Source organism: Staphylococcus sp. URHA0057, from assembly GCF_000620265.1.
GTDB lineage: Bacteria > Bacillota > Bacilli > Staphylococcales > Staphylococcaceae > Staphylococcus > Staphylococcus pasteuri.
This window is the reverse complement of the sequence record NZ_JHVS01000007.1, coordinates 55,039-72,758: the sequence shown is the minus strand read 5'-3', so window position 1 is coordinate 72,758 and position 17,720 is coordinate 55,039. Positions and strand designations below refer to the sequence as shown.

The following is a 17,720-nucleotide window of genomic DNA, read 5'->3' as shown; positions in this document are numbered from 1 at the left end:
ATGACCCCCTTAATTTTTATGAATTTTGACTTCAGCGTTCATACCTGGAACAACATTTTTAGATGGTTCAGAATCTAGAGAAATTTTAACTGGTACAACTTGTGATACTTTAGTGTAATTACCATCACTATTTGATGAAGGCATTAATGAGAAGCTATTTGCTGTAGCATCACCAATTTGTTCTACTTTACCACTTACAGTTGCTTTTTGACCGTCGATATCAATATCTACGTCATTTCCTTTTTCAATATCAGCAACATCTTTTTCATCAACGTTGGCAGTAACATATAAATCATCTAAATTATACGCATAAGCGATTGGGTTCCCAGCTTGAGCCATTGAACCTTCCATACCATCTGTTTTTACGATTGTGCCATCTTTAGGCATTTTGATGCTCATTTTTTTAGATTGACCATCTTGACCTTGTCCAACTACTTCAGCTACTTTGTCACCTTTTTTAAGTTTGTCACCTTGTTTTGCATCAAATGATTTGATTTCACCTGCAGTTGGGCTTGCTATTTTCATTTGATCGCCGTCTATTTTGGCGTTATCAGTACTAACATAGCTTGTTGCATTGTTCCAGAAGTAAAAGCCTAATACTCCAATAACAATTAATACTATGATAGTAATGATATTAATTAATACCATTTTCTTCATATATACTTCCTCCTATTTGCTTTTAAAATTCACTTTATCTATTATAGTTACATAGACATTAAAAAAACACCGACACTTTAAAAAAATGTGTCGGTTATATGAACAAAGGTGAATACTAATGAAAAGAAAAGCAAAATATAAAATTATACAAAGTATGATTGATCTATTAGATGAGTACCCTTTTGAAGATATTACTATTAAAATGATATGTGCTTACAGTGGTGTTAATAGATCTACTTTTTATGATAATTATAAAGATAAATATGATTTACTAGAAAAAATCCAAAACTATCATCTCTCTAAATATACTAAATTACTTACAGCTTTATATAATAATTTTGAAAGTGTAAGAGTAGATACAAGCAAATTATATAAATTTTTCTTAATTGTAGCTAAATATATAAAACGAAAAGAATCGTTTTATCGTGCTATTTTCATTACTTATCCAAATAAAGGATTAGCGTTTGATTATTTTCAAGCTACAAAAAAAACATATGAACATGTTATTAATGATTATCCAAATTCAATTCGTAATAAGTCTTTATTTATCACTTACTCAATTGGTGGTGAAGTGGGTGTTATATTTTATTGGCTACGTAATGGCTGCCAAGAATCACCAGAAGAAATTGCTGAAAATTTACTAGCAAACACAGTTAAACTACAGCGATAATTATATTTGGTAAATGATGAAAAACAACCAAAGTGATTGTATTAATCACTTTGGTTGTTTAATTGTTACGATGTATTTTTGAATTAAGTAATTGTAATATAATTAAAATAATAGCCGTTGAACTAATAATCGTTACATAGGGCATTACATTATGCTCGCCCATAACATTAACCAATGAAGACATTACGCCACCTAATAGGAATTGTACTAATCCTAATAAACTAGATGCACTACCTCTACCTCGTGTACTTTCATCCATAGCAATTGAAAAACCTAAACTTGCCACTGCTGTTACAGGAGAAACTAATATAATAAATCCAATCACTAAAATCCAAAAACTCATATGATTTAACAAAGTAAAGATAACTAAAACTACACCAAATATTTGAATAAAGGTCACTATTTTTAATAAGCGTTGTCTATCCACATAGTCTACAAGAAAGCCTACTAACTGACTTGAAATAATTAATGTAATACCTATACCGGCAAACATAATACTGAATTGTAAAGCTGACATGTGATAGATTTTTTGAACTATAAATGGAGAAGCTGAAATATAGGTAAATAACATAATAAAAGAAAAACCTTGAATTGCCATCGGTAGTACAAACTTAGGTGTAAATAATAAATGCTTAAAGTTTTTAAACATTTCTCTAATACCATTACTATCTTTTTCATCTTCTTGTAAAGACTCTGGCACCTTCGTTAATGTACCAATAACCATTAATACACCAAATACAGTTAAAATAATAAATACCATTCTCCATACCGCAAAGCTTAGTATAACGCCACCAATAGCAGGCGCTATAACTGGTGCAACACCATTAACTAACATTAGTAAAGATAAAAATTTAGTTAATTCTTTACCTTTATACATATCACTAGCAATCGCTCTCGAAATAACAGATGCCGCCCCACCAGTAATTCCTTGTATAAAACGCAAAGCTATCATCACTTGTATATTCGTAACGAAGACAATACCTAAACTTGCAATAGTATAAATAAGCATTGATATCCATAACGGTTTCCTTCTACCAATAGAATCTGATATTGGTCCAGCAAATAAATTACCTAATGCTAAACCAATCATAAATAGAGATAATGTTAATTGAGCATTTGAAGTTGTTGTATGAAAGTCATTTTGTATATCTGGCAACCCAGGTAAAAACATATCTATAGATAATGCGCCTATTGCAGTAAGTGCTCCTAAGATGATTACAAATATAAGAGATTGTGATTTTGCTCGTACTTTACTATTCATTTTTTGAAACCACCTTGTTTTTATTTTTAATAATAAAAGTTCTAATATTATATGATATAGAAATATTTAACATATGAGATTTTGATAATTAAAAAAATGAGACGTAGGACAATGTCCATAAATGTAAATGAACTTCATTGTACTACGTCTATTTCTCTAATCTGTTTCTTTAATTAAGTTAAAGTCATTCCCACTAGAAGCTTGCTCTAACTCATACTCTTTATTAACATACTGACCATTTTCATCGATATGTTGTACAGTTGTTAATATTTTATCTCCACTTTTGCTAGCACTCAATACTTGTGGTGATTGTAATGATACAAGTTGTTGATTACTAATACTATTTTTCATTTTGTCATACATTGAAGAATTCTTTTTAAAATAACTTGATATTAAATCAAAGTTACTTTGATTTTTGGCTGAAGTTAAAGCCATAGAATAACCACTAAAGAATTGTGTGAGTTTGTTCTTCAAACTATTTTCTTCTTTTTCTTTTTTAGTCACATATTTACTTATTTCATCACTATCAAAATCTAAAGTAACTGACGTATTATCTTTTAAGTTAGACGCTTTAATTGTCTTAGTTTCAGATTCAAATGTTTTACCTTTCGCCTTACCTTGAGCTGAAATTGTTATATCTTTATTTTTAGGATAAGGACCGAATTCTTTAGAATTTGAATATGACATTGTACGATCATTAATGATTACTTTTTTCGATTTACTTGTCAGTTTCGTTGCACCTTTTAATTTGATATTTAAATGCGCTTCTTCAAAGTTTTCGTTAACATCTACAGTTTCACTATTACTATTCTTGAAATTAAAATCAAGTGTACCTGTGAATACGCCATTTTTTGTTTCTTTAGTTGCGTCTATGTGATAATTACCAGGAATAAAATAACCTAATGGTGTTGTTTTATTTGCATCTGCAATGACTGTTTTACGTTTACCACCTGATTTAAATTCATATTTAGTATCCACTTTAGGTTTAACGATAGGTTGTTTTGTAGGTGCATTAAAACTCATATTATCAAAAATAAAATATCGTCTTCCGTTTTTACTTACACGTAAAATATCTTGCCCATCTTTAGTTTGGATATACGATGCAACACTTGAATCGCTTTTGTTTAATTTATCAACCGTATTTCTAACATCTCTAACGAAATGCTTCATGCCCACTTCTTTTTTAATATATTTGATGTACGCAGCCGCTTCATCAGGATCGACCTTTTTGTCTTTCGTACCAAGTAAGGTTGCTACCTTTTGATTATCGTCGTTATCAATTGCATTCACTAAAATTTTAGCTTGAGCATTGGGTGAATTATAATTTCTTAGAAGGAAAAATAAAATAACTAATAGTATGATAATAAAAAATATAATTGCCACTGGCACAACTTTTCTGATTTTAATATTCGATGATTGATTAGTTGATTTGTTAGTTCTATCTTTTCGTTTAATATTGTTATTTTTACTACTTTTCTGATTTATTTCTTTTTTTAATGACTGGCCGCAATTATGACAAGTGTGCTCATCATTTTCAACAGAGACGCCACACTGAGGGCACTGTTTCATCGTATCACCTCTATTCACTTTCCAAACTTACTACCATTTATAAATAGTTATATCACTATATTTATATCAAGGGGGGTTATTACTTATGCATCATTTTTTAATATTTAAAATTTATAAATCTTTATTTTTTCAGATATTTTCATTATATGACTAAATGAATAACAGTAACATACGTATTTAGTCTTATGTCCAATGTATATACAAATTATATTCCTAACTCTTCTATTGTGTATAGTCTTTATTTAATAATTTTTAAGATAGTTTAGAACTATAATTCGTCATTCTATGATTAATAATATCTAAAACATGTCTTACTTGTTCTAAATCTTCCGCAGAAAAATCATTTGTAAAGTCATGAGCAATACTATTAAGCAAAGCTTTACGCTCTTTTATATATGATTTTCCGTTATCAGATAACGTAATAAATTTGAGTCGTTGATCTATATTAGCGTTAGGTTTTTCTAAAATAACTAAACCTGCATCTAGCAATTTACTAATTCTTGTACTCACTGCCGCTTTATTAACGCCTTGCTTCTCCGTAATTTGACTAATAGTCATAGATTCGTTACTAAGCATCGTTAATACATTAGATTGTTCTAAAGAAATGCCATATTCATTTTGCAAATCTTTCAATAATTTAGCCGTTAAAGTATTTACATTATTGATAAATGTTTCTAAAAATGCAATATGATCTTCTAATTGTCTAGTCATATGTATCTCCTCAAACACGCGTAGATTTATATAAAATATTTATTTTTCATCTTATAAATGATATCAAGAAAAATTATAAAATGAAACCTTAAAAACAGTTTTAACTCAATATCTTTTAAGTTGCTTATTTAACTCTTATCAACTACATTTATATATACATATATGATAGAGGTGGCCCTTTCATGATTCCATTGCTTTTCACTTTATTAATTTTAATAATATTGTTTTCTTTATTTTTTAACCAATTTATAACTTTAAGTATAACTGGATTTATTTCTACTATTATATTAGGTTTTATAACTCTAATTTACCATCTGATTAGTTATTCAATACCTTATGAACTAATAGCAATAATAATAATGATATTTATGTATATCATATTAAAGCATGCCTCTATCTTTCGTAATAAACAAGGGCGTCGTTTTATTAAGCAAATGACTTTAAGTGGAGTTCGGTTAATCCTATTTATAATTGCTTGTTTCTACATTAGTACTTGTCCTATTCCAATATTGAATGGCATTATACTATGGCTTAGTTTCATTGGTTTGTCTACTTTATTCGCTTTCTTTTGTTATGTCTTTTGGTCTTCTGCATATGGTTCAACTCATTTTCAAAAACCAATCGATTTAATCATTATTTTAGGGGCAGGTATTTTTACTGAAGAAGTTACACCTATGCTTAAAGAGCGTTTAGATCGAACATATGATATTTACCGACAGTTCCATAATTCTCCTATGATTTTAGTTTCTGGTGGTCAAGGTCCAGATGAACCTATTACTGAAGCTTTAGCTATGCAACGCTATTTAATTCATCGCGGTGTCCCAAAAGAACATATATTATTGGAACAACAATCAACAAATACAAATACTAACTTTATATATTCGAAAGAAATAATTAGAAAATATTTCAATATTAAACCCAAAATACTATGTGTAACTAGTCAATTTCATATTTTAAGAGCACTTAAATTGGCTAAAAATCATGATATTCATGCCTATGGTATTGGCAGTCATACACCATACCATTTTTTCCATATTGCGTTAATCAGAGACTTTTTAGGTGTAATGTACCAGTATCGTCTTTTACTAACCATATACTTTGCACTAACCTTTTGGTTAAGTATTATCATTTTATGGATTAAATAAAAGAGACATTGTACATTCTATACGAATGTATTACTGCCTCTATTTTTATATTAATTTTTAATTAGTCCATCTTCTAAGTAAATAACTTTATCTGCATATTCAAACAATCGCTGATCATGTGTCACCATAATCCCACACATTTGATTGTTTGAAATTTCTTTTTTAATCATTTTTACAACAGATAATGCTCTTTTAGCATCTAAACTTGCTGTGGGTTCATCAGCTAATAATACTTTAGGATTATTCATTAGCGCTCTCATAATAGCTACTCTTTGTTTTTCACCACCTGATAACATATGGGGGTAAGCATTCATTCTTTCATACAATCCTATATCACTTAATAATTTTTCTGCACGACGATATGCTATTTTTTTAGACATTCCTGCTTCACGTCCTACAATTATCAATTGATCAATGACGCTTAAATAAGGTACTAAGTGAGAAGATTGGAAGATAAAGCCTATCTCTGATAATCGACGTTCACTATTTTGTTTAGACGATGAAAATAAAGGTTGTTGTTCATAGTTTATATCCCCATCAGTAGGAGAAAGTAGACCTCCTAATATAGATAACAATGTTGATTTACCCGAACCTGATGCACCTGAAAGAATTACAAATTCACCAGGCTCTATTGTTAAATCGATACCCTTTAATACTTCTGTCTTAGTACTACCTTCTCCAAACGTTTTAATTAATTGTTTAACTTGCAATGTCACTATTCTCCACCTCCAATAGCATCTAATGGATCGATTTTAACGACTTTAATAAATGATAGTAATGAGCCTATGCATGCTACGAGAATGAAAATGACAATCACTAAAATGTAATTAGCGTAGGCTAAATGAAATGGCATTGTTACTGGTATTATGAACGAAACACTTATAATCATAGCGACTGATATTAAAACTGATAATAATGTAATCATTAAAATTTGTGAGGTTAAGGATTTAAGCAAGTGTCTTGTCTTTATACCAATCGCTTTTAAAATACCTATTTCTGATACTTTTTGGATTGTCATGACATAAAAGAAGGCACTAAGAACAATAGCAGAAATAACGAATAAACTCACTATCATCATGTTTAGTGGTGCTTGTTCAGCTTTATAACTAGCAATATTATCTTTTAATTCATTTTCATCTGTAACTTGGATACCTGTAATATCCTTTAGCTGTTGTTGTTCATGCTTCGATAGTTTATTGATTGGATAAAATGTAGCATACTGTCCTTTAATATCACTGAATCCTTGTTGATTCATCATTACGATTGAACTATGTGAATACATCGCATCTTTAAGAAATCCTGTTACTTTATACGCTTTTTCTTGATTTTTAAATTGGACTTGATCTCCAATATTTATCCCTTTTCCTGTTAATTTTTCATTCACAACAATTTGATTATCGTTTTTCGGATAATGGCCCTTTGCCAATTTAAACTTATGTTGTAATGAAGAATCGATTGCTAATACATCTTCATTATTTTCTCCTTTAACATTTAAAGTTTGTTGTTTCATTTTCAAGGGTTTAGTGTTAATGATATTTTCAACCTTAGATTGTTGTTTTTTCGTTAATTGAGATTTTTCAATTTGAGGTGCTTTCATATCTTGGATAATATAATGTTTTGATTTAAGCTGACTAAATAATGAAACATTTTCTCTGCCAAGCCCTTGTGCTAAACCACTAATAAATAACACCATCATACTTAATAAGACAATAATTAGCATAATCAATATATATCTTAGCTTATAAAATTTTATTTCATTCCATGCTAATTTCATTCATATTCACTCCTATTCGATATTTTCACTAGTTGTATATTAATTACTTTTTATGAACTGAATATGAACAATTTCATACATTGTTTTATAAATTTTGCTCATAGTATAATTAAGTAAAAAAGATAGGAGTGTGTATATGAATCGCTGTCTTATCGTCGATGATGATTTGAAAATATTAAATTATGTCTCGACACATTTAGAAAAAGAACACTTTCAAACTTATACTCATATGAATGCTAAGGATGCACTTGAATGTTTAAATCGTAATCAAATAGATATTGCTATTGTCGATATTATGATGGAAGGTATGGACGGGTTTGAATTATGTCAAATTATCAAAGAAGATTTTGAGTTACCTGTCATTATGTTGACTGCAAGAGATGCACTAAGTGATAAAGAACGAGCATTTCTAAGTGGTACGGATGACTACTTAACAAAGCCATTTGAAGTCAAAGAACTCATATTTCGTATTAAAGCTGTTTTACGTAGATATGATATACATGCAGAAGAACAATTAGTAATAGGTGATTTAACACTCCAACAAGCGTATATGGAAGTTATAGTAAACGATAAAACGATGATGTTACCGAATAAGGAATTTCAACTTCTTTTTCTATTAGCCACCAATAAGAAGCAAATACTTACAAGAGAGCATCTTATTGAAAAAATATGGGGGGTTGATTATGAAGGTGATGAAAGAACAGTTGATGTCCATATTAAGCGTTTACGACAACGTTTAGCTCAATTACATTCTAATGTCACAATTAAAACAGTTCGTGGACAAGGATATAAGGTGGAAGTAAATGTTTAAATCTTTATATATTCGAATTGCTGTTTATACAATCGTCGTCATTTTATTTAGTGCGTTTATCAGTTTTATTTTCACGAACATTTATTATCATTTTAATCTAAAACCCTCTAATGATGCGAAAATTATGAAGACATTAAAAGAAGCTAAGGAATTTGAAGATAAACAATCATTTGAACATATTAATACATATTTTAAACACTTGGGAGATATGAATTATCAAATTATGACTGTTGATCAACATGGTAACAAACACTTTTATGGCGCTCCTTTTAGAAAGGATAGCTTACCCAAACATGATATCCAAAAAGTTTTACACGGCGATACTTATCATGGGATAAAAGAGAAGCCTTTTAAACTTTTTATAACAGGTTTCTTTGATAATGAAACTGATAATACTGTAGGTCTTCAATTTAAAAATGATCATCAAGCTATTGCAGTATTTATGCGTCCTGATATAGGGGAAACATTTAGCGAATTCAGAATATTTTTAGCAGTGCTATTAGCATTATTGTTGATAATTTCAATCTCGTTAGTTATAGCTTCTACCTATTCTATAGTAAGACCTGTAAAACAATTGAAACGTGGTACAGAAAGATTAATGAATGGAGATTTTAACACGCCGATTAAACAAACACGAAAAGACGAAATCGGCACATTACAATATCGTTTTAACACAATGAGACAATCTTTAAAGCAAGTTGATGAAATGCGACAACACTTTGTACAGAATGTTTCTCACGAGATCAAAACGCCCCTAACTCATATTAAACAATTATTAGTGGATTTAGAACAAACCGATAATGAAAATAAACGACAAAATAAAATAGAAGAAATCAATCAAATTACAACTCAACTTAGTGATTTAACAAGAGAATTGTTATTATTATCGGAACTTGATAATGCACAACATCTTACATTTTCAGACAATATACAACTTAATATATTGATCAAAGACATTATTCGACATGAACATTTCGCACTAGATAATAAGTCATTAATGATAATGTCTAACTTGGAATCTATTTATTTCCTTGGAAATGAAAGACTATTACACCAAGCTATAAATAATCTTATTATCAACGCCATTAAGTATGCTTATCACGATTCAGTTATTAACATTGCATTAACGCAAACATCACAACATGTTTTAATTCAAGTTACTAATCATGGTGATGTTATAACCGAAACACAACAATCACGAATGTTTGAACGCTTTTATAAACTTAGCCATGATAACAATAGTAATGGCTTAGGTTTGGCAATTACAGAATCAATTATTAAACTTCATCACGGTAAAATTTACGTCTCAAGCACTCAACAAGAAGGAACTACATTTACGATTCAATTACCTCAAAACTAAATATAACCAACAACTTAAAAACTCGCATTCTAAATAAATAAAAGCATCTCACTATCGTAACCATTAGACTTTATAGTGAGACGCTTTAACTATTTATTTAACTTTCAAATATTTAACTATTTCTTTATTAACAGCATGATAAACATCTTCATGTTCAGTTAATTTTAATCCGAATGAAGGAACCATTTCTTTTATAGCAGATTCCCAACTGTCAAAGTCATCTTTATAACATTTTTGAAGTACATCGAACATAATATCTACAGCAGTAGATGCACCTGGTGATGCACCAAGTAAAGCAGCTAACGTACCGTCTTCTGATGTAATTACTTCAGTACCAAATTGTAAATTACCTTTTGAATCTTTAGTATCTTTAATCACTTGAACACGTTGTCCTGCAGTAATAACTTCCCAATCTTCATCTTTAGCATTTGGTAAGAATACACGTAAGTCATCTATTCTTTCCTCATTAGAAAGCATTAATTGTGATACTAAATATTTTGTTAAGTCAAATTCTTTAACACCTGCAGTTAACATCGTAACGATATTATTAGGTTTCACTGATTTAATTAAATCTAAATATGATCCAGTTTTTAAGAATTTTGGTGAGAAACCTGCAAATGGTCCAAATAGTAATGAACGTTCACCATTTACAAATCGTGTATCTAAATGCGGTACTGACATAGGTGGCGCACCTACCTCAGCTTTACCATAAACTTTTGCATGATGACGTTTAATAACATCCGGATTTTTACATCTTAAGAATAAGCCACTAACTGGGAAGCCACCGATATGTTTAGATTCTTTAATTCCAGTTTTTTGTAGTAATGGTAGGCTTGCACCTCCAGCACCAATAAATACGAAATCAGTTTCATAAGTTGTAACTTGATTATTAGCTAAGTTTTTAACCTCAACTAACCAAGTTCCATCATTTTGTTTAGTTACATCTAAAACTTCATGTTTATAATTAATATCTACATTTTTTTGTTGTAAATTACTAAATAACTTTTTAGTTAGAGCTCCAAAGTTAACATCTGTACCAGTTTCATCATAAGTGATAGCAATTGGTTCTTCGTCTGTTCTACCTTCCATCATGAGAGGTACCCATTCAGCAATTTTATTTTTATCTTCAGAAATTTCCATTTTACTAAATAAAACATTCTTTTGAAGACTTTCAACACGTCTTTTTAAGAAATCAACATTATTCGCACCTTTAACGAAGCTCATATGAGGTACTGTTTTAATAAAGTTTTCTGGATTTTCTAATTGTCCTGTTCTAACTAAATAAGCCCAAAACTGTTTAGAAATTTGAAACTGCTCGTTGATTTTAATCGCTTTAGTAATATCTACAGATCCATCTTTACCTTCTTTAGTATAATTCAACTCACATAATGCTGAATGCCCTGTACCAGCATTATTCCAAACATTTGAACTTTCTTCACCGGGTTGATTCAACTTTTCAAATATTTTAATTTCTTTATCAGGTGATAATTCTTTCAATAATGTTCCTAACGTTGCACTCATGATACCGCCACCGATTAAGATGACATCTGTTTTGCTATGTTGTGTACTCATAACAAATACAGTCCCCCTTTTTTAGTTGATTAATAAAACTATCAAATGACCTAGATTTATATTAAAGCGCTTTCTAAATAGGTAAAAAATAAAATCAACGATTTCCATTAATTCTAAACAACTTTTATTTTAGATTTATAATTAATGTAATCTAGTCATAATTACTCAATACATTACCTAAAATATGACACTTAAAACATTTAATATTGTACCATATAATCAATACTTAAATGAAATAAACACCTATTTGAAAATGTCAATTTCTTAGTAACATCACACATAGATCAAAATGATATATCTCATTTATTGTTAATACTTATATTTTAACATATTCATTTAACTCATTTGTGAACTATGTCATGATATAATCAATATAAATTCATAAAAATTAAGAGGTGTTCAAATGAAGTCGTTCACATTTTTCATGCATAACATCTATGCAATGGGCGGAACGGTTAAATCTATTTCACAACTTGCTAATGCATTAGCTGAAAAAGGTCATCCAGTTACTATTATTTCTGTCTTCAGAGGTGCCGACAAACCCTATTTCAAATTGCATAAAGATATCAATATTAAAGTATTAATTGATTACCGTATGAAACCATCTAATATTAATGCTATTATTGCGAATCGTATTAAAAAATATACACCGTTCTTAAAACCTAAACAATTATCACAGTATGAACCTGGACTTAATCAATTTTCGAGTTATGTTGAGAAGAAAATGATAAAAGCTATTAAACATGTTTCTACGGATGTTCTCATAGGTACAAGAGCAAGTTTTAATATTTTAATCGCTAAATATCAAAATAAAAAAGTTACAACTATCGCTATGGAACATATGAATTTCAATGCACATGATACAAAGTATCAAAATCAAATCATTAATGCATATCGAGAAATCAATAAAGTCACAACTTTAACTTCAGCAGATCGCGATATTTATCAATCAAAACTAAAAACACCTGTTTATGTTATACCTAATATCATTGATAACAAGAGAATTGCTTCTCAAAAGAAAAATATTATTATTGCTGCAGGAAGATTAGAATATGAAAAAGGATTCGATCTTTTATTAGAAAGCATTATATTAATTCAAGACGATTTGAGACATTTAAACTATGTATTGCACTTATATGGCGATGGACAAGAAAAAGATTCATTAATTCAATTTATAAATCAATATCATTTACAAGATATTGTCGAACTTTATCCATCAACACCTAAACTTGATCAAAAGCTTGCTCAAAGTAAAATTACTGTCGTTCCATCAAGAAATGAAGGCTTTGGTATGGTCTTACTTGAAGCGATGGCTCAAGATAACATTGTCATTAGCTTTGCTGGTAATACTGGCCCTGATTCTATTATTAAAAATGGTAAAAATGGTTATTTAGTAGAACATGATGATACATCTCAATTGGCTAAACGAATTGATTTAACGATGCATAATGATAGTGAACTCCAATATATCATCAATGAGGGTCGACATACGCTAGAAAATTATACTGCCGAAGCTGTTTATAAAGATTTCATGAAAATGTTCAGCTAAAGTACATTATTAATTAATATTAGCTTTAAAATTTTTAACAGTATATACGTCAAGACACCTTAAAAAGCATATTAATAATATACAAAAAACTGATTTCCCGATATATGAGAAATCAGTTTTTTAAGTTTAACTACTAAATTTAATTTTATAATAATACTGATAAGATGAATGTCCAAATACAGATGAATATTAGTAAGCCAATACTATATCTCAAAGTCATTTTTAGTAATTCAGATTCTTTACCTACTTCTTTAACAGCTGCAGTTGCAATAGCAATAGATTGTGGTGAAATTAATTTAGCTGCAACCCCACCAACTGTATTAGAAGCAACAAGTAATGAACCACTCGTACCAATTTGTTGTGCTACAGATGCTTGGATAGGCGCAAATAATGAGTTGTTATTAACTACTGATCCAGTCATGAACACGCCAATCCAACCTAATATTGGAGAAAGTAATGGGAATACGTTTCCAGCTTTAGCAATACCTTGACCCATTGCACTACTTAATCCACCATAAGTAGTTATTTTAGAAATAGCTAATATGAAGCAAATTGTTAAAATAGGTAACCATAATTCTTTGAAAGTTACACCGAATAAACGTCCCGCATCACCAAAGCCAACTTTTTTAGACATTAATACTGTAATAATAATAGTGATTAAAATCGCAGTACCAGTTTGACCTATAAGATTTAATGATAATGTAATTGGTTTATGTGCAACTTCACTAAATGTTCCCGGTAAATTAAAGTTAAATACTAATCCAGAAAGTTTACCATTAGGTAAGAATAAATTCTTAAATGATGGTGCGCTCCAAATCATAACGATAACTGTTAAGATAACAAATGGGCTCCATGCATAGAAAATTGATTTTGCGCTATGATGTTTAACTGGTTCAGGTTCAACATCTTTTTGTATTCTAAATGTATGTTTCGGTTGGAATTTTCTTGAGAATAAAGCTAAAGCTAACATTGATGCTAATGGAGGAATAATATCTGCTAATTCTGGTCCATTAAATACAGTTAGTAAAGCTTGTAATACAGTATACGTAATAGAAACGACTAATATTGAAGGTAATGTTTCTTTAATTCCTTTAAAACCATCAATTATAAAGATTAATAAAAATGGTATGAAGAAGTTAATAATAACTAAAGTAAATACTGATGTTTGGGATACTCCCATTGCTGTTACACCACCAGGTAAATGAAGTGTATCAACAATCCCCACTGGAATACCAATGGCACCAAATGCACCTGAAGCTGCGTTAGCTACTAAACACAACATAGCAGCTTGTAAAGGTTTAAAGCCCAATTGCGCTAATAATAAAGCACAAATTGCAATCGGAACACCAAATCCTGCTGCCCCTTCTAAAAAGGCATTAAATGAAAAACCTATCAATAATAACTGGATACGTTGGTCTTGAGAAATACTTGTAATACTATCTTGAATCGTAGAAAATTGTCCAGATTCTAATGTGATTTTATATAGTAATACAGCCATCATTACAATATAACCAATTGGAATAATACCTTGGAAGAAACCTTCCACTACCGCACCTGAAGCAATTCCTACAGGTAATTTAAAGAATGGAATTGCAATCAATAAAGTAACGACTAATGTTGTTATAGCAGCATAAATCCCTTTCATTTTGAAAACAGTTAAACATAATAAAAATAAGATAATTGGTACTGCAGCAATAATACTTGATAACACTAAATTATCAAATGGATTGAATGAATTTACTAACATAGTATGACTCTTCCTTTACTTTAAATTTGTTTGTCTCTAGCTAGAGTTATATCAAAATAAAAATATTTATTATCTTTGATTGTGAGTCTTCTTCAAATTGAATTCATTTATAACTTGTGAACTTTTTCACAATTAAAATATATCATCTTATCGTTAAAATTACAACATTGATTTTATAGTTTTTCCCAATTATTTCCCTTTATTTTTTTATTCTTTATTTTTGTGTCAAAAGCTTGTAATGATAACGCTTACATAAATCATTAAACGTCCTCATTATGAATTAATGTGTTACACATGATAAAATAAGAAGAATAAATTTAGCCTAAAGAGGTCAGCGATATGATAAAGCAAATTAATATAACTAGTTTAGAAAACTTAGATATTCAACTTATGAAAGCTTTAGATGAAGGATATACACATTTTGTTCCATACTCTAATGATATAATGCTTCATCAAAAAATGCTTGATGCTGTTGAATTAAAGAGCACTTCAATTATTGTTGATTATACAATAGATAAAACCTATTTAAATGATTGCAGATATTTTGGGTTAGAAACAGTTGATTTTATAGATTGGGTTAAAAATATTAATCACTTTCCTAATGTGATTTATGAAATTAAATCTGCCCTAGTTCATCTTGAAAAATTTAATATTGAGACTATTTTTGATTTAGCTTTAGTAACCATTTTAAAAGGCCAACTTGCAGTAGATGGACATGTTGTCTTTGATTTTAAAACACCTATTTATACTAGTAGTCAACTTTGGTCATCTATTGATAAAAATAATATTAGTAAAATAAATCAATTTTATTTAAACAAAATCGCATATGAACATCGTCAAAAAATCCCATTCCCTAGATTTACTTATAATGATCATAGTGAATTAAGATACTCAGATTCTGTATTGTTAAGTACAAAATTCAGATTACCTAAGTGGATGTTCAAACCATTTAAAAATCATTCTTTAAAAAAACATAGAGAATTAAGTTATATCTATGATAAAGATAAGTCATTGCTTAAAGAACATGTTGTCTTTATGGGATTTGATTATGGTTATCGTGGTAATTCTAAATACTTATTTAATTATTTTGTTAAGAGAAATCCAACCATCAATACTTATTTTGTGACAAATGATAGACAAGGGCCACATTTTATATCACCTGAGGATTCTGAAACAAAATCTATGATAGAAACTGCTAAAGTAGTTGTCACGGAAAGTTATATTCCAGATGACATCAAACCAAATGGTACTATTATTCAACTTTGGCATGGTACTCCAATTAAAAAATTATTTTTAGATAGTCATGAACCAAACCAAAACTTAAATATATATAATTATAGAGCTCGTAAATATAACAAGTTAGCTAAACAAGATTACTTAGTATGTGATTCAAAATTTGCTATGGATATGTTCCATACAGCTTTCCCTACTCATGATACTGAAGTGTTACCTATTGGTTATCCACGCGTGCAATATTTACTAAACAAACTAAGTGAGTCATCATTTTATGAACAACTCAAACGCGACTTAAATTGCGATCTAATTAAACCAATATTACTTTATGCTCCAACTTGGTTATCAAATAATGAGTTAGACCCAACATTACCAATCACCGACCAATTATTGGATAAATATAACGTTATATTTAAAGGTCATGTCGAAAGTAGTCAAACCGTAAACTTACCTGATGAAGTGATTATTCCTCAAAAAGGAATAGAAACTCAAGATTTACTACTTATTTCTGATATCGTACTTACAGATTATTCATCTATAGTATTCGATGCACTAACAATTGATAAACGTGTATGCTTATATACACCTTATCATGACCAATACAAAGAAGAGCGAGGTATTTATAATCGTGTGATGAAAAGCTTAGCTAATGTTTGGTATACGGATCCTGATTTATTACTAAATGATTTAGTAACAGATATGATTCCTAAAAACGATAATCCGTATATCAATAAAAATAATCAATCCTTACAATATCTTACGAAGCTAATTCAAAAAGAGTTAAAATAACTAGAAACTAATGTTCTTATAAAGGCGTATCACAAAGTATTTACATTTGATGATACGCCTTTTTTATATCTATATATTTTGAAATAACATACTTTTATTTTCCATAAGCTGGGTCAACAACAACTGGTTCGCCTTGGCTATTTACAGTAACTATAGAATAAACACCATTTTGTTGTGGGTCTTTGAAACTAAATACATATCTATAATTGGCATTCTCACCTTCAATTGCATAGTCATTATACGTTTTATTACTACTGCCATATAAATTTGCTTCTTGTCTTGCTAAATCTAAAGCAGTTTGGAAGTTAGGTAATTGTTTTAATGCAGTTGATTGATTAACATTTGATTTTGATAAATTTCTAGCTACTGATGTGGCATTTTCTGATTGATATGGTGCTACGTAACCACTTGTACTTTGTGTTGATTGTGAAGATTGATTTGATGTTTTTTGATTGTTAGTATTACTAGCAGTTTGGTTTGAATTATTATTAGATGTATTCGCGTCATTCATATTATTAGATTGCTGAGTTGAATTGTCAGTACTTTTAGCTTGTTGATTTGAATCATTTCCACTATTATCATCTTGATTCTGACTTGTTGAATCATTACCACTTGTATTGTTTTGGTCATCGTTTTGATCATTATTTTGGTCATCTTTACTTTCCTTAGAATTGCTTTGATCATCTTTATTTGATGTTTTATCTTTTGAATGATCATTTGACTTTTTATCCTTTTGTTCAGTTTTAGATGACTCATCTTTAGAGTTGTCTTTATCTTTGTTGCTATCATCATTCGAACATGCTGTGGCACCTAATAAAAATGATAATGCCAACAAACTCGTATATAATTTTTTCATCAGTACAACCTCCTAA

At 29.5% G+C, this 17,720-nt stretch carries 15 protein-coding genes; 6 read left to right on the top strand and 9 right to left on the bottom strand.

The window, feature by feature from the left end; all coding sequences use genetic code 11:
* Positions 1-9: 9 nt before the first annotated feature.
* On the bottom strand, positions 10-657 hold the full coding sequence (locus tag N524_RS0104685; RefSeq protein ID WP_017636507.1) for an HlyD family efflux transporter periplasmic adaptor subunit: 648 nt from the start codon (positions 655-657) through the stop codon (positions 10-12).
* 118 nt (positions 658-775) lie between these two features.
* On the opposite strand from N524_RS0104685, the gene N524_RS0104680 reads away from it, so the two are divergent.
* Positions 776-1,327, top strand: a complete 552-nt coding sequence (locus N524_RS0104680; protein WP_029055793.1) for a TetR/AcrR family transcriptional regulator — start codon at positions 776-778, stop codon at positions 1,325-1,327.
* 58 nt (positions 1,328-1,385) lie between these two features.
* Here N524_RS0104680 and N524_RS0104675 read toward each other — a convergent pair whose 3' ends face one another.
* The 3 genes from N524_RS0104675 to N524_RS0104665 form a co-directional block, all read right to left on the bottom strand.
* Positions 1,386-2,588, bottom strand: a complete 1,203-nt coding sequence (locus N524_RS0104675; protein ID WP_029055792.1) for a multidrug effflux MFS transporter — start codon at positions 2,586-2,588, stop codon at positions 1,386-1,388.
* Positions 2,589-2,744: 156 nt separating this feature from the next.
* The gene (locus N524_RS0104670) at positions 2,745-4,157 is read right to left on the bottom strand and encodes a zinc ribbon domain-containing protein (protein ID WP_029055791.1); all 1,413 of its coding nucleotides are present in this window, start codon (positions 4,155-4,157) and stop codon (positions 2,745-2,747) included.
* 252 nt (positions 4,158-4,409) lie between these two features.
* Positions 4,410-4,868: a MarR family winged helix-turn-helix transcriptional regulator gene (locus tag N524_RS0104665; protein WP_029055790.1), complete on the bottom strand. Its 459-nt coding sequence runs from the start codon at positions 4,866-4,868 to the stop codon at positions 4,410-4,412.
* A 368-nt stretch (positions 4,869-5,236) separates the two neighbouring features.
* Here N524_RS0104665 and N524_RS0104660 point away from each other — a divergent pair, with 368 nt between their 5' ends.
* Positions 5,237-6,013 (top strand): YdcF family protein, encoded by a 777-nt coding sequence (locus N524_RS0104660; protein WP_225880638.1) that lies wholly within the window; start codon positions 5,237-5,239, stop codon positions 6,011-6,013.
* A gap of 50 nt (positions 6,014-6,063) precedes the next feature.
* Here N524_RS0104660 and N524_RS0104655 read toward each other — a convergent pair whose 3' ends face one another.
* The gene (locus tag N524_RS0104655) at positions 6,064-6,729 is read right to left on the bottom strand and encodes an ABC transporter ATP-binding protein (protein WP_017636512.1); all 666 of its coding nucleotides are present in this window, start codon (positions 6,727-6,729) and stop codon (positions 6,064-6,066) included.
* Positions 6,729-7,787: an ABC transporter permease gene (locus N524_RS0104650; RefSeq protein WP_029055788.1), complete on the bottom strand. Its 1,059-nt coding sequence runs from the start codon at positions 7,785-7,787 to the stop codon at positions 6,729-6,731. Before N524_RS0104650 ends, N524_RS0104655 begins: the two co-directional genes overlap by 1 nt.
* Before the next feature lie 136 nt (positions 7,788-7,923).
* Here N524_RS0104650 and N524_RS0104645 point away from each other — a divergent pair, with 136 nt between their 5' ends.
* Entirely contained in the window at positions 7,924-8,598 is a 675-nt protein-coding gene (locus N524_RS0104645) for a response regulator transcription factor (protein WP_029055787.1), read from the top strand.
* Positions 8,591-9,958, top strand: a complete 1,368-nt coding sequence (locus N524_RS0104640; RefSeq protein ID WP_029055786.1) for a HAMP domain-containing sensor histidine kinase — start codon at positions 8,591-8,593, stop codon at positions 9,956-9,958. The genes N524_RS0104645 and N524_RS0104640 overlap by 8 nt, the downstream gene beginning before the upstream one ends.
* A 93-nt stretch (positions 9,959-10,051) precedes the next feature.
* Here the strand turns inward: N524_RS0104640 and mqo are convergent, their stop codons facing one another.
* Positions 10,052-11,530, bottom strand: coding sequence for a malate dehydrogenase (quinone) (mqo, locus tag N524_RS0104635; protein WP_029055785.1), 1,479 nt, complete (start codon positions 11,528-11,530; stop codon positions 10,052-10,054).
* Positions 11,531-11,933: 403 nt separating this feature from the next.
* Between mqo and N524_RS0104630 the strand changes: the two genes are divergently transcribed.
* Positions 11,934-13,079: a glycosyltransferase family 4 protein gene (locus tag N524_RS0104630; protein ID WP_029055784.1), complete on the top strand. Its 1,146-nt coding sequence runs from the start codon at positions 11,934-11,936 to the stop codon at positions 13,077-13,079.
* A 145-nt stretch (positions 13,080-13,224) separates the two neighbouring features.
* Here N524_RS0104630 and N524_RS0104625 read toward each other — a convergent pair whose 3' ends face one another.
* Positions 13,225-14,826, bottom strand: coding sequence for an L-lactate permease (locus N524_RS0104625; RefSeq protein WP_029055783.1), 1,602 nt, complete (start codon positions 14,824-14,826; stop codon positions 13,225-13,227).
* 339 nt (positions 14,827-15,165) lie between these two features.
* On the opposite strand from N524_RS0104625, the gene N524_RS0104620 reads away from it, so the two are divergent.
* Positions 15,166-16,848 carry a CDP-glycerol glycerophosphotransferase family protein gene (locus N524_RS0104620; RefSeq protein ID WP_029055782.1) on the top strand — a complete coding sequence of 561 codons (1,683 nt, stop codon included), beginning with the start codon at positions 15,166-15,168 and terminating at the stop codon, positions 16,846-16,848.
* Between the two features lie 94 nt (positions 16,849-16,942).
* On the opposite strand, the gene N524_RS0104615 is transcribed toward N524_RS0104620, so the two are convergent.
* Positions 16,943-17,704, bottom strand: a complete 762-nt coding sequence (locus N524_RS0104615; RefSeq protein ID WP_029055781.1) for a hypothetical protein — start codon at positions 17,702-17,704, stop codon at positions 16,943-16,945.
* Positions 17,705-17,720: the final 16 nt, after the last annotated feature.

What these genes read in the sequence shown, in the direction of transcription:
- N524_RS0104685 (WP_017636507.1), bottom strand. Translation starts at nt 657, where the DNA reads ATGAAGAAAATGGTATTAATTAATATCATTACTATCATAGTATTAATT.
- N524_RS0104680 (WP_029055793.1), top strand. Translation starts at nt 776, where the DNA reads ATGAAAAGAAAAGCAAAATATAAAATTATACAAAGTATGATTGATCTA.
- N524_RS0104675 (WP_029055792.1), bottom strand. Translation starts at nt 2,588, where the DNA reads ATGAATAGTAAAGTACGAGCAAAATCACAATCTCTTATATTTGTAATC.
- N524_RS0104670 (WP_029055791.1), bottom strand. Translation starts at nt 4,157, where the DNA reads ATGAAACAGTGCCCTCAGTGTGGCGTCTCTGTTGAAAATGATGAGCAC.
- N524_RS0104665 (WP_029055790.1), bottom strand. Translation starts at nt 4,868, where the DNA reads ATGACTAGACAATTAGAAGATCATATTGCATTTTTAGAAACATTTATC.
- N524_RS0104660 (WP_225880638.1), top strand. Translation starts at nt 5,237, where the DNA reads ATGTATATCATATTAAAGCATGCCTCTATCTTTCGTAATAAACAAGGG.
- N524_RS0104650 (WP_029055788.1), bottom strand. Translation starts at nt 7,787, where the DNA reads ATGAAATTAGCATGGAATGAAATAAAATTTTATAAGCTAAGATATATA.
- N524_RS0104645 (WP_029055787.1), top strand. Translation starts at nt 7,924, where the DNA reads ATGAATCGCTGTCTTATCGTCGATGATGATTTGAAAATATTAAATTAT.
- N524_RS0104640 (WP_029055786.1), top strand. Translation starts at nt 8,591, where the DNA reads ATGTTTAAATCTTTATATATTCGAATTGCTGTTTATACAATCGTCGTC.
- mqo (WP_029055785.1), bottom strand. Translation starts at nt 11,530, where the DNA reads ATGAGTACACAACATAGCAAAACAGATGTCATCTTAATCGGTGGCGGT.
- N524_RS0104630 (WP_029055784.1), top strand. Translation starts at nt 11,934, where the DNA reads ATGAAGTCGTTCACATTTTTCATGCATAACATCTATGCAATGGGCGGA.
- N524_RS0104625 (WP_029055783.1), bottom strand. Translation starts at nt 14,826, where the DNA reads ATGTTAGTAAATTCATTCAATCCATTTGATAATTTAGTGTTATCAAGT.
- N524_RS0104620 (WP_029055782.1), top strand. Translation starts at nt 15,166, where the DNA reads ATGATAAAGCAAATTAATATAACTAGTTTAGAAAACTTAGATATTCAA.
- N524_RS0104615 (WP_029055781.1), bottom strand. Translation starts at nt 17,704, where the DNA reads ATGAAAAAATTATATACGAGTTTGTTGGCATTATCATTTTTATTAGGT.